Origin of the sequence: Curtobacterium sp. 458, assembly GCF_030406605.1 — a bacterium.
Taxonomy (GTDB): domain Bacteria; phylum Actinomycetota; class Actinomycetes; order Actinomycetales; family Microbacteriaceae; genus Curtobacterium.
On record NZ_CP129104.1, the window covers coordinates 411,952 to 424,507 of the forward strand.

Below are 12,556 nucleotides of genomic sequence, written 5' to 3' on the forward strand. Positions count from 1 at the left end.
TCGTGTTGACTCCGGGTCCGAAATGAGTAGGTTTGCCGCTCGTGACGAACGAGATCCGGTCGCTGAAGGCGCGACTGATCGGGGATCCCCTCCCCTCCGAGAAGCTCGAGGGACAGCTCCTCCCGAAGCACCTGGCGCTACCGATCTTCGCGAGCGACCCGCTCTCCTCCGTGGCGTACGCGCCACAGGAGCTCCTCATGATCCTGCTGCTCGGCGGCATGGCGTTCCTGACCTTCGCGCCGTGGGTGGCTGCGCTCGTCGTGCTCCTCCTCGTGGTGGTCGTCGCCTCCTACCGGCAGCTCATCAAGGCGTACCCGTCCGGTGGCGGCGACTACGAGGTGGCGCACCGCAACCTCGGCGAGAAGGCCGGGCTCGTCGTCGCGAGTGCGCTGCTCGTCGACTACGTCATGACCGTGGCCGTGTCGGTGGCCTCCGGCGTGGACAACATCATCTCGGCGCTGCCGTTCCTCAACGAGTTCCGCGTCGAGCTCGCGCTGCTCTTCGTCGTGCTGCTCGCGGCCGTGAACCTCCGCGGGGTCCGCGAGTCGAGCAAGGCCTTCGCAATCCCGACCTACCTGTTCGTCACGTCGGTGTTCGTCATGGTCGTCACCGGTCTCGTGCGGGTCGCCGTCGGGGACGCCCCCGTCGCGGAGTCGGCGCAGTACACCGTGCAGAACGTCGAACACACGACCCAGGCCGCGTTCGTCCTGCTGCTCCTCCGTGCCTTCGCGTCCGGCTGCTCGGCCCTCACCGGCGTCGAGGCGATCGCGAACGGCGTGCAGGCCTTCCGTCGCCCGAAGGTCCAGAACGCCCAGAAGACCCTCGTCGCGATGGGCGGGATCGCGATCGTCCTGTTCGTGGGGCTCATCACGCTCGCCCTCGTGGCCCGCGTGCACTACGCCGAGCGTGCCTGCGACCTGCAGGGCTTCGCCGACTGCGCGACCACGCCGCAGCGCTCGCTCATCGCCCAGATCGCCGCCGCGACCTTCGGGGACGGCTCGGTCCTGTTCTTCGTCGTCCAGGCGACCACCGCGGCGGTCCTGCTCCTCGCGGCGAACACGGCGTTCAACGGGTTCCCGCTCCTCGGCTCGATCCTCGCGCGCGACTCGTACGCGCCGAAGGCCCTCTCGACGCGCGGCGACCGCCTCATCTACTCGAACGGCGTCATCGTCCTGGCGCTCGTCGCGGCGGCACTCCTCGTCGTGTACCGGGCGAACGTGACGAGCCTCATCCAGCTCTACATCATCGGCGTCTTCGTCTCGTTCACGCTCGGGCAGACCGGCATGGTCGTGCACTGGACTCGCCTGCTGCGCCAGGACCGAGCGGGGACGGCCGCCGAGCCGGTGAACCGCGGTCAGGTCGTGCGCTCGCGGCTCATCAACACCGTCGGGGCGAGCTTCACGTTCGTCGTGCTCGTCATCGTCACCATCACGAAGTTCACGCACGGCGCCTGGCTCGTGTTCGTGATCATGCCCCTGCTGTTCGTCCTCATGCTCGGCGTGAACCGCTACTACCGCGACGTCTCGCACGAGATCGAGGCCGACGAGGAGACCGAGTTCGGCGCGACCGGCGACCACGCGATCGTGCTCGTCAACAAGCTGCAGAAGCCGGTGCTCAAGGCGCTCGACTACGCCATCGCCGCGAAGCACGCGAGCTTCGAGGCGGTGCACGTCGCGATCGACGACGCCGAGGCCGCGCGGCTCCGTGCCCAGTGGGCCGACCACGGCATCGAGGTGCCGCTCACGATCGTCCCGAGTCCGTACCGCGACATCTCGATGCCGCTCATCAAGTACATCAAGGCCCACCGCGCCGAGCACGGCTCCGAGGTCGTCACGGTGTACACGCCGGTGTTCGTCGTCGGGCACTGGTGGGAGAACCTGCTCCACAACCACCGCGGCCGCCGCATCCGGAAGAAGCTCCTGCTCGTGCACGGCGTCACGGTCGCCCTGGTCCCGTGGTTGCTCGACTCGTCCGAGCTGCTCTACGGCCGGCGCTCGCGTCCGCTGCCGGGCCAGGAGCGCCGCGGCGAGCCCGTCCGGCCGCCGCTCCGCCGGTCGCCGCACGGGGTCTTCCGCCCCGAGGGCCGCGAGGAGGACCGGCTGCTCCGCTCCGACCAGCGCAACAGCCTGGTCCCGCGGGGCGGATCCGGTCCGCGGGGCGATGCCGGATCGCGGGTCGAGGCCGGACCACGGCGTGCGACCCGGCCGGCCGGACCCGCCGAGGGCGTCGACCCGGCGCGCTGCACCGGCGAACTCCGGACACTGGTCGCTTCCCCGCCCGCGGCGCGCACGCCGGCGTCGCCGTCCGGGACCGACCGGTCGTGACACCGCGTAACGGTGCCCGGTCGTACGATGTGACGCCATGACCCCGACCGACCTCCGCGCCTTCGCCACGTTCGACGCGCACGGCGGCAAGGTGTCCAAGCGCGTCGAGGTGCTCGACCACGAGGCCCCTGCCGGCAGCCCGCTCGAGGGCCTGGTCGCGGTCCGTGGGGAGCACCCCCTCGGCGCGGTCGACGAACGCGCCGCCGACGACTCGGCAGCGCTCTCGCGCGGCGAGCCGGCCATCGGGTGGGTCGACCCCTCCACGCTCCGCGACTGGTACCGACCGGACCGCGTCGTGATCACCCGCCTCGAGGCACGCCGGTCCGGCATCGTCCCGGGCCTGTACGCCGACTCGCGTGGGCGCGGTCGGGTGCGGATCGACGGCCGGGAGGCACTGCTCGCCCCCGACGGTCGGCCCGCCTTCCGCGCGCTGGCCGGCCCCGACGACGCTCCGGTGGTCGACGTCCCACTGCCGAAGGACCAGGCCGTCCGACTCGTCGCGGTGACCGCGGTCGGCGAGGGTCTCGAGATCGTCACGACCCCGGTGTCCCCGTTCCTGTCACCCGGTCGGTGCGCCGCGTACGCAGCCGACGTCCCCGGGCTGCCGCCGCGCCCGTCGACGGGGACCGAGCGGGTGACCGCGTCGGTGCTGCTCGACGGCGCGCTGCACCCGGTCGACCGGATCGACGAGCGGGCGGCGACGATGTGGATCGAGCGTGGTGGGTCGGTGGTCCCGATCGCCCTGAGCGGGATCGGTCCCGACCTCGTGCGGTACGCCGCCTCCGCCTGACGTCCGTCCCGCCACCGCTGTCCGGGGGACGCCGCACTGGGGTGCGAGTCGGCGGCCCGGCGTAGCGTCCGCGCCATGACCGATGCAGACCAGACCGACCACACGGGCGAGACGCTGGGTGGCCCGCGCCCGGACCCCTCGACGACCGCGAGCAAGGACCCCGAGGACTGGGTCACCGGTGACGAGCCGATGACCGGCCCGCAGCGGAGCTACCTCGACACCCTCGCGCGTGAGGCCGGCGAGGAACTCCCCGCCGACCTCACGAAGGCCGAGGCGTCGGAGCACATCGAGCGGCTGCAGGCGCAGACCGGCCGCGGGTCCGACGCCGCTTCCTGAACCCGGGTCCACCGAACGGCGGACTGTTGTCTGGGCATGTCCTGGCGAAGCCCTGGCGAAGTCCGCCGAGACCCCCGTCCGGGGGTACTCGATGACGTGTCACCCGCTAGCTTCTCGGGCATGCGAACGACATCGACCTCGATCGGCCTCACCGTGCTCCGCGTCGTCCTCGGCGTGGTGTTCATCGCCCACGGCGCGCAGAAGTTCGCGCAGGGCATCCCGAACGTTACCCAGGGCTTCGCGGGCATGGGGGTCCCGCTCGCCGACGTCGCCGCACCGCTCGTCGCGGGGCTCGAGCTCGTCGGCGGGGTGTTCCTCGTGCTCGGCGTCGCGACCCGCGTCGTCGGGGTGCTCCTCGCGGTCGACATGGTGGTCGCGGGCCTGCTCGCCCACTCCTCGGCCGGGTTCTTCTCGCAGGACGGCGGCTTCGAGTACGTCCTCGTCCTCGCTGTCGGATCGCTGGCGGTCGCCCTGACCGGCCCCGGGCGGTTCTCCCTCGACGCACTCCTGCTGCTCGCCACCCGGCGACGTCGGGGCGTCGACGAGCCGCTGCCCGCCTGACCCGGTCGTCCCTACGCGACCACGGACGGACGGGAGGCGCGGCGCACGACCCGCGCCGCGCCTCCCGTCCGTCCGTTCGTTCGTTCGTTCTCTCGACCGTCCGTCGGTCCGGCCACTGGCCGCCGTCAGGCGGCGTCGGCGAGCACGTCCACGACCTGCCGCGCGATGCGCCGACCCGCACGGTTCGCGCCGATCGTCGATGCCTGCGGGCCGTAACCGGCGAGGAACAGGCGCGGCTCGTCCTCCGAGCGGCCGTCCGACACGACGATCCCACCCTGCGCGGTGCGGAGCCGCAGCGGTGCGAGGTGGCGGAGGTCGGCACGGAAGCCCGTCGCCCACAGGACGGCATCGGCGTGCACGTGCTCGCCCTCGGCGGTCACGACGCCCGTCGCGTCGAGTCGGGCGAACATCGGCGAGGCCACCAGCGTGCCGCGATCGATGCCCGCTCGGATGCGCCTCGTGACCGGGATGCCGGTGCCGCTGACGATGCTCGGCAGGACTCGACCGGCGCGTGCGGCACGGTCCTGCTCGTCGACCGCGGCGACCGCCGCCTCGAGGTCGAGCGAGGCCGAGTCCGACCAGACGACGGGGCGCCTCGTGAACCACCGCGTGGACCGCGCGACACCGTCGAGTTCGAGCAGGAACCCGATCGCGCTCGTCCCGCCGCCGACGACGACGACGTCCTGCCCGGCGAACTCCGTGGCGCTCCGGTACTCCGTCGTGTCGAGCTGCCGGCCGGTGAAGACGTCGCGCCCCGGGTACCACGGCACGAACGGGGTGCCCCACGTCCCGGAGGCGTTGACGACGACCTCGGAGCTGATCCGGCTCGTCCGTCCGTCCGGAGTCTGCAGGGTCGTACAGAGTCGGTCGGAGCCCTCGACCCGGGTGACCGACGTGACCGCGACCGGACGACGGACGCGGAGGTCGTAGTGCTGCTCGAAGCGGCGGTAGTACTCGGCGACGACGTCCCGGGCGGGTCGAGCGCGGTCGGCGTCGTCGAACGTGAGGCCCATCGCCCGCATCCCCGGCAGGTCGTGGACCCGGTGTGCCGCGCCCAGCCGCAGGGCCTCCCACCGGTACTGCCACGCGCCGCCGGTTTCCGGCCCGCGGTCGAGGACCACGAGGTCCGAGCCCGGCGCGAGTCCGAGGCGACGCAGGTGGTGGGCGACCGAGAGCCCGGCCTGACCCGCGCCGATGACGACGACACGCGCGTACTGGTCCGGGGCGGGGTTCGTGGCGTCGCTCATCACATCCGATTCTGCTGTGTCCGCCGTGCTCGGGGCGACGTCCAGATCGGGGTACATGGTAGAGTGATCGGCAGATTTCAAACCACGAACCGTCCGATTCCCCGGGTGTCCAATCGCACCCGCCAGGATCGGACCAGAGCCGATCACGAGGGGGTCACGCATGGGGCGCGGCCGTCAGAAGGCAAAGCACACCAAGGTCGCCCGGGAGCTGAAGTACTTCAGCCCGGAGACGAACTACGGTGCGCTCGAACGCGAGCTCTCCGCCGGGCAGCACTCGGACGAGAACTCCTACGTCGACCGCTGGGCTGACCAGTACGGTGACGACGAGGACGACCTCGAGCTCGAGCAACACGAGGACCAGAACAAGTCCGCCTGAGCCGCCCTCGTGCGACACGCCGCTCACCCTCGGGTGCGCGGCGTTTGCGCGTGTGCGGCGCCCGTCGGCTCAGGTGCGGTGCGGACCACGCGTGAACGTCCGGCCACGGTCACGACTCCCCTCACGCCGTGCGCCCGGTGGTCATGTCGTGTCGCTCCGGCCCGCCGAGAGCGACCATCCGTGATCGTCGGGCGGTGCGCACGCGGGATGTCGCGACCTGAGCCGGTCGAGGCCCGCGCGCGGCAGGCGGAGCAGACCCCACGAGGCGCACGGCCCCAGGCACGGTCACGACTCCCCGCACGCCGCGCGCCCGGCGGTCACGTCGTGTCGCCTCGGCTGGCCGAGAGCGACCATCCGTGACCGTCGGGCGGTGCGCACGCGGGGTGTTGCGACCATGCGGCAGGCGCTCCGGCCCGCCCGCGCGACCGCCCTGCCCGCCCGCCGACCGGACGGCCGGGCGCGTCAGGCGGAGTACGCCCCCACGAGGCGCACGGCCCCGCCGTCGACGCCCTTCGCGCCCTGCTCGAAGCCGGTGAAGTCCTCGCGCGGCGCGGTCGAGATCGTCCCGACCGCCCACGACGGCAGCCCCGCGGCGCCGAGCGACGCGATCACGTCCGACGCAGCACCCGCCGACACCACGGCGAACATCCCGATGCCGAGGTTCCACGTGCCCTCGGTGTCCTCGAGCGGCGTCCCCGCCATCGAGGCCAGCACCCGGAACACGGGCAGCGGGGACCACGTCGAACGGTCGACCTCGACCCACGAGCCGACCGGCAGCACGCGGGCGAGGTTCGCGGCAATGCCCCCACCGGTGACGTGCGAGAGCGAGTGCACCGCGCCGGGGTGCGACGACAGCAGGGACAGCAGCGGGCTCGTGTAGAGGCGCGTGGGCTCGAGCAGGGCCTCGCCCACGGACACGCCGGCGCCGAACTCGGGCAGCTGGTCGGTGTACTGGACGCCCCGCGTCGACAGGATGTGCCGGACGAGCGAGTAGCCGTTCGAGTGGAGCCCCGACGACGCGATCGCCACGACGACGTCGCCGTCCTCGACCAGGTGCGCGCCGAGCTGCCGGTCGGCCTCGACCACACCGGTCGCCGCACCCGCCACGTCGTAGTCGTCCGGACCGAGGAGGCCCGGGTGCTCCGCGGTCTCGCCGCCGACGAGCGCGGTCCCCGTCGCCGAGCAACCGCGGGCGATGCCGGCGACGATGTCGGCGATCCGGTTCGGCACGACCCGGCCGCACGCGATGTAGTCCGTCATGAACAGCGGCTTCGCGCCGACCACGACGATGTCGTCGACGACCATGCCGACGAGGTCCTGCCCGATCGTGTCGTGCTTGTCGACGGCCTGCGCGATGGCGACCTTCGTGCCGACGCCGTCGGTCGAGGTGGCGAGCAGCGGGCGGTCGTACTCCTTGAGGAACGCGACGTCGTACAGACCGGCGAAGCCCCCGACGCCGCCGAGCACCGACGCGTTGTGCGTGGCCGACACCGCCGACTTCATGAGTTCGACCGCGAGGTCTCCGGCTGCTGTGTCGACGCCGGCCTCGGCGTAGGGGTTCGTCATGCGTCGTCCTCCGCGGGGCATGGCAGACTTGTTCGGTCCCCCCGATTCTACGGTCTGGAGCACACCGCGAATGTGCGGCATCGTCGGGCTCGTCGCCCAGAGTCCTGCCAACCAATCCATCTACGACGCTCTGCTCCTCCTGCAGCACCGAGGACAGGACTCGACCGGCATCGCCACGGTCGAGGGTCACATCCACCACATGCACAAGACGCGTGGACACGTGCGGGAGGCCTTCCGCACACGTGACATGCGGTCCCTGCTCGGCACGATGGGCCTCGGCCACGTGCGCTACGCCACGAAGGGCGCCGCGAGCAACGAGGAAGAGGCGCAGCCGTTCTACGTGAACGCGCCCTACGGCATCGTCCTCGTGCACAACGGCAACCTGACGAACACGCGGGAGCTCACCCGCGAGCTGTTCGACATCGACCGTCGGCACCTCAACACGAGCTCCGACACCGAGCTGCTCGTGAACGTCCTCGCCCACGAGCTGCAGGGCCAAGTGCGCGGCAAGGACCTCGACCCCGGCCAGGTGTTCGACGCCGTGGAGCGCGTGCACGAGCGCGTCGAGGGCTCCTACGCCGCCATCGCCACCATCGCCGGGCACGGCCTGCTCGCGTTCCGCGACCCGTTCGGCATCCGCCCGCTCATCCTCGGACACAAGTTCGACGAGGCCGGCCAGCCGGAGTGGGTCGTCGCGTCGGAGTCGCTCGTCCTCGAGTCCGGCGGCTACGAGATCGTCCGCGACATCGCCCCGGGTGAGGCCGTCTTCATCGAGATGAACGGCCAGATGCACGCGCGGCAGTGCGCGAAGAACCCGCGGCTCGTGCCCTGCTCGTTCGAGTACGTCTACCTCGCGCGTCCCGACTCGGTCATGAACGGCATCTCGGTGTACGACGCCCGACTCCGCCTCGGCAACCGCCTGGCCGACACGATCGAGCAGTACGCGCCGACGGGGAACATCGACGTCGTCATGCCGATCCCGGACTCCTCGCGCCCGGCCGCGATGCAGGTCGCGCAGAAGCTCGGCATCGAGTACCGCGAGGGTTTCTACAAGAACCGCTACGTCGGCCGGACGTTCATCATGCCGGGGCAGGCGGAGCGCAAGCGGTCCGTCCGCCAGAAGCTCAACGCCATGTCCTCGGAGTTCAAGGGCAAGAACATCCTCATCGTCGACGACTCGATCGTGCGCGGCACGACGAGCAAGGAGATCGTCGAGATGGCCCGGGCCGCAGGCGCGAACGAGGTCACGTTCACGAGCGCCGCTCCGCCCGTCCGGTACCCGCACGTCTACGGCATCAACATGCCGACGCGTGCGGAGCTCATCGCGCACGACCGGAAGATCCCGGAGATCAACCGGGTGCTCGGCAGCGACCACCTGATCTACCAGGAGATCGCCGACATGCGCGATGCGATCATCGAGGGGTCGGACGTCACCGACCTCGAGATGAGCTGCTTCACCGGCGAGTACGTCACGGGCACCGTCAGCCCCGAGTACCTGTCCTGGGTCGAGGCGAACCAGCTCAGCTAGGTCCGGTCGCCCAGGGCGACCAGCAGACGGACAGGAGGCCCGTGGCGACACCGCCACGGCCCTCCCGTCCGATCAGGGGTCGCGTCAGCGACCGGCGACGTCGTCGCCGTGGTCCTCGACCTCGCCGTCGACCGTCTCCGGCGCGGGTTCGACGTCCACGCGCTCGGCGGTCAACGCCGCCGCGCGGCGCGCGAACACGCGGTCGAGCACGACGGCGACCACCGCGCCGACGAACGCGCCGATGGTCACGCCCCAGAGCGAGAAGTACCCCACCAGCGAGCCGAAGCTCGCGGTCTCCTGCTGGTCGCCGCGGTCGAGGTTCATCGTCGCGGACACGACGACGAGGGTGACGAGGAAGCCGAGCACCGCGCCGCCGACGATGAAGACGCCGAACTTCGGCGCACGTCGGATGGTGACCTCGTCGGAGGTGGAGACGGCGTTCGGGGCCGGTCGTTCTTCGGGTCCGTCGGTGGTGCTCACCAGCCCATTGTCCCCCACTGTGGGACGTGCTCCGGCCTGTGCGCGGAACGCGATCCGGTGCAGGATGGTCCCCACCGGTCGCGCCCTGACGACGGGTGGGGAGGGAACGAGGTGACACGCATGCGCGGACGCACCGAGCGTGGTCACCGGTCCGGTCCCCACCGCCGCCCGCCCGCGCGGATCGCCTGGCCGATCGCCCGCCGCGAGGAGGAGGACCGCGCGGTCGCCGTCGTCGCCGAGCACCGGTGGAGCGTCGCGCTCGTCGGCGCTCCGGGCCTCGGGAAGACCACCGCCGCCGAACGGATCACCGACCGCGTCGTCGGTCGCGACGCCGCGGGAAGGACACTCGTCGTGCCGATCACGGCGGTCGCGGCTGGCCGGTCGATGCCCTTCGACGCGGTTTCCGGACACTTCGGCGAACTGCCGACCACGTTCGCGGAGCTCGCCGACGAACGCCAGGCGGCCGAGCGGCTCCGGTCGCTCGGTGGTGCGGACCGCGACGTGCTCCTCCGTGTCGACGATGCCGACCACCTCGACGCGATCTCCGCCCGGTACGTGGCGTGGCTCGTCCGCCACCAGGACGCCCGGCTCGTGCTCACCTGTCGGGACTTCACCGCGCTGCCCGAACCCCTCCGCGCCCTGTGGCAGGACGACCTGCTCGAACGCATCGACCTCCAGCCCCTCGACCTCCACGCGACCACCGACCTCATCGCGACCGCGCTCGGCGCCCCGTTGGAGAACGCATCGGCGGAACGCGTGCACCGCGCGACCGCGGGCAACCCGCTGTACGTCCGCGAGGTCGTCCGCGCCGCCCTCGCCTCCGGGGCGCTCGAGCAGACCGCGTCGGGGTGGTACTGGCGCGGACGGGTCACGGCGTCGAACAGCCTCGCCGACATGTACCGCACGGAGCTCGGCACGCTGCCCGAGGACCTCCGTGACGTCGTCGACATCGTCGCGCTCGCCGACCCGATCCCGCTCCCCCGGCTGCTCGCGCTCGTGGCCGGCGGGGACATCGACCGGGTCGTCGCGCTCGGCCTCGTGCGGATGGACTCGACCGAGGACGGGACCGTGGTGGTGCGGCCGTCGCACCCCCTCGTCGGCGAGGTCGTCCGCGCCCTCGTGCCCGTCGCCCGTCGCACGCTCCTCTTCGCCCGTGCGAACGCGTTCCGCGCCGACCGCGCGGAGGGCGCTCCCCCGGCAGCCCGGCTCCGAGCGGCGCTGTGGTCGCTCGAGTGCGGCGTGCAGCCGTCGACCGAAGCCCTGCTCGACGCCGCGCAGGTCGCGGTCCGACTGCAGGAGCTGGAGAGCGCGATCGCCCTGACCTCGGCCGCACTCCGGACGTCGCTGTCGTGCACGGGGCGGATCGCGGCCCTCGTGCTGCGATCGCTGGCGCACTCGTACAGCGCGGGTCGCGAGGCCGGTCGGGCGGACGCCGAGGCCGCGTGGTCGATCGCGCGCACGTCGGACGACGTGGACGACGCGGCGGTCATCGAGGCGTGCGAGACGCTCGCGAACATCCGCCAGTTCCACGACGACGACGTCGACGCCGCGGTGGCGCTCACCGACGCCGCGACCGAGCTGGTCGGTCCGGAGGCCGCCGAGCGGCTCCGGCTCCTGCGCCTGGCGCACCTGGGGTGGGGCGGTCGGTTCGCCGGCGTCCGCGCCGAGGTGGACGCGACCGGCATCGTGCACGCCCCGACCGTGCCGTTGGGCTTCCTCTGCGTCGCGCCGTGCGCCGTGATGGGCCTGGCCACCGCAGGGCGGCTCGACGACGCCGTGACCCTGGCACGCAAGGCCCTGCAGACCGCGGTGGTGAACCTCGAGGACGCGCCGTGGAGCGTCGGGGAGATCGTCTCCGTCCTCCACCAGGTGCAGGTGTGGCGCGGGGACGTCGCCGACCTGCTCACGGAGGTGCCGGTCCGACGGTCGAGCCCGTACCTCATGTACGACTTCACGCTGGAGCTCATCGGTGACGGCAACCTCGCGATCGGGCAGCGGCGGTGGGACGACGCGATCGCCGCGTTCTCGGCGGCGTGCGAGCGCTACGACGTCGCGGACCACGGCGGCTTCGCGGCGTACCCGTGGGCCCGGCTCGCCATGGCCTACGCCTACGCCGGTCGGCTCGAGGAGGCCGCGGTCGCGCTCGACCGGGCCCGGACGACGCCCCTGCGCGCTATGCGGATCACGGGCGAACAGGTGGCCGTGTCGATCGCGTGGACGGAGTGGCTCCTCGGCAACCCCGAGGGGCAGCGTCACATGGACGAGGTCATCGAGCGGTCGAGCGCCGCGGGCTCGTGGACGCACGTCATGTACGGGCAGACGCTCCACTACGCGAACGACCTGCAGGCCGGTCGGGACGACGGACCCTCCGCGGACCGGCTGCGGGGCGCCGCCCAGCGGGTGGACGGGCCCCTCGCCGCGGCGATCGTCGAGTACCTGGACGCCGTCCGCGCCCGGGACCGACCACGGGTCATCGTCGCGCAGGGCGTCCTCGCCTCGCACGGGATGTCCGTCACCGCAGGGCACACGAAGCCGCCACTGACGAACCGCGAGTACGAGGTCGCGAAGCTCGCGGCGGAGGGGCTGAGCAACCGACGGATCGCCGAGACGCTCGGGCTGTCCGTCCGGACCATCGACGCCCACCTGTCGCGGGTGTTCCAGAAGTGGGAACTGCACGCGCGGACCGAGCTCGCCGAGCTGCTCTGAACGCTGTCGGAGGTGCTCGACGCCCCTCCGGTCGACCAGCGGGTACGGTCCCGCACCGCAATCTGCGTTGCGGGATGCAGCACGACGCGCCGAATGGTTGACACAGCTGGTCGGAAATCGCGTAACGTGTGGCGTGTCGCCGGGTTCGGACCCGTTCGGGTCGGGTCCGAATCCCGGCGACTTCCACGATAGGCAACCGGTTGCGTGGGGCGCATCGGTAGGACCTACCTAATTCGCTTCGCCTCGCGAGCGATCTCCCGTCGCAGCGCGGGCCGCAGGTCAGGCCGGCAGTCGTACCGGCAGGAAGTCGGTCAGGTCCGCCCGCGAACCGGACGCGCTGACCCGCGCGGCTTCGACCGCCTCGTCCCAGCGCAGCGTCCCGGTGGCGAGGGCGATCCAGGTCGCGGCGTCCGTCTCCACCACGTTCGGTGGGGTGCCGCGGGTGTGCCGCGGACCGGGGATCGCCTGCACGGCCGCGAACGGCGGGACGCGGACCTCGACACTGTTGCCCGGGACGTCCTCGGCGAGCCGCTGCAGCGTCCACCGGACCGCCGTCGCGACGTCGGTGCGCTGTGTGCCGCCCCCGACCACCGCGGCGAGCGCGCGCCGTCCGTCCTCGTCGTCGATCGTCCTGCGGGGCAT

11 protein-coding genes are annotated in these 12,556 nt (G+C 72.0%); 7 read left to right on the top strand and 4 right to left on the bottom strand.

Going from position 1 to position 12,556, the window contains the following annotated elements; all coding sequences use genetic code 11:
• Positions 1–32 precede the first annotated feature (32 nt).
• The 4 genes from QPJ90_RS01965 to QPJ90_RS01980 all read left to right on the top strand — a co-directional run bounded on the left by QPJ90_RS01965 (position 33) and on the right by QPJ90_RS01980 (position 4,011).
• Positions 33–2,324 carry an APC family permease gene (locus QPJ90_RS01965; protein WP_290132800.1) on the top strand — a complete coding sequence of 764 codons (2,292 nt, stop codon included), beginning with the start codon at positions 33–35 and terminating at the stop codon, positions 2,322–2,324.
• Between the two features lie 37 nt (positions 2,325–2,361).
• The gene (locus QPJ90_RS01970) at positions 2,362–3,114 is read left to right on the top strand and encodes a hypothetical protein (RefSeq protein ID WP_290132801.1); all 753 of its coding nucleotides are present in this window, start codon (positions 2,362–2,364) and stop codon (positions 3,112–3,114) included.
• A gap of 75 nt (positions 3,115–3,189) precedes the next feature.
• Positions 3,190–3,450 carry a DUF3072 domain-containing protein gene (locus tag QPJ90_RS01975; protein WP_290132802.1) on the top strand — a complete coding sequence of 87 codons (261 nt, stop codon included), beginning with the start codon at positions 3,190–3,192 and terminating at the stop codon, positions 3,448–3,450.
• 120 nt (positions 3,451–3,570) lie between these two features.
• Positions 3,571–4,011, top strand: coding sequence for a DoxX family protein (locus QPJ90_RS01980; RefSeq protein WP_290132803.1), 441 nt, complete (start codon positions 3,571–3,573; stop codon positions 4,009–4,011).
• Positions 4,012–4,136: 125 nt separating this feature from the next.
• Here QPJ90_RS01980 and QPJ90_RS01985 read toward each other — a convergent pair whose 3' ends face one another.
• Positions 4,137–5,258, bottom strand: a complete 1,122-nt coding sequence (locus QPJ90_RS01985; protein ID WP_290132804.1) for an NAD(P)-binding domain-containing protein — start codon at positions 5,256–5,258, stop codon at positions 4,137–4,139.
• 160 nt (positions 5,259–5,418) lie between these two features.
• Here QPJ90_RS01985 and QPJ90_RS01990 point away from each other — a divergent pair, with 160 nt between their 5' ends.
• Entirely contained in the window at positions 5,419–5,634 is a 216-nt protein-coding gene (locus QPJ90_RS01990) for a DUF3073 domain-containing protein (RefSeq protein ID WP_022905133.1), read from the top strand.
• A 462-nt stretch (positions 5,635–6,096) separates the two neighbouring features.
• Here QPJ90_RS01990 and purM read toward each other — a convergent pair whose 3' ends face one another.
• The gene (gene purM, locus QPJ90_RS01995; RefSeq protein ID WP_290132805.1) at positions 6,097–7,200 is read right to left on the bottom strand and encodes a phosphoribosylformylglycinamidine cyclo-ligase; all 1,104 of its coding nucleotides are present in this window, start codon (positions 7,198–7,200) and stop codon (positions 6,097–6,099) included.
• A 70-nt stretch (positions 7,201–7,270) separates the two neighbouring features.
• Between purM and purF the strand changes: the two genes are divergently transcribed.
• The gene (gene purF / locus QPJ90_RS02000) at positions 7,271–8,728 is read left to right on the top strand and encodes an amidophosphoribosyltransferase (RefSeq protein ID WP_290132806.1); all 1,458 of its coding nucleotides are present in this window, start codon (positions 7,271–7,273) and stop codon (positions 8,726–8,728) included.
• A gap of 84 nt (positions 8,729–8,812) precedes the next feature.
• Here purF and QPJ90_RS02005 read toward each other — a convergent pair whose 3' ends face one another.
• Positions 8,813–9,208, bottom strand: coding sequence for a hypothetical protein (locus QPJ90_RS02005; protein WP_290132807.1), 396 nt, complete (start codon positions 9,206–9,208; stop codon positions 8,813–8,815).
• Positions 9,209–9,328: 120 nt separating this feature from the next.
• Here QPJ90_RS02005 and QPJ90_RS02010 point away from each other — a divergent pair, with 120 nt between their 5' ends.
• Positions 9,329–11,914: a LuxR C-terminal-related transcriptional regulator gene (locus tag QPJ90_RS02010; protein WP_290132808.1), complete on the top strand. Its 2,586-nt coding sequence runs from the start codon at positions 9,329–9,331 to the stop codon at positions 11,912–11,914.
• A 279-nt stretch (positions 11,915–12,193) separates the two neighbouring features.
• On the opposite strand, the gene QPJ90_RS02015 is transcribed toward QPJ90_RS02010, so the two are convergent.
• Positions 12,194–12,556: a sterol carrier family protein gene (locus tag QPJ90_RS02015; RefSeq protein WP_290132809.1), complete on the bottom strand. Its 363-nt coding sequence runs from the start codon at positions 12,554–12,556 to the stop codon at positions 12,194–12,196.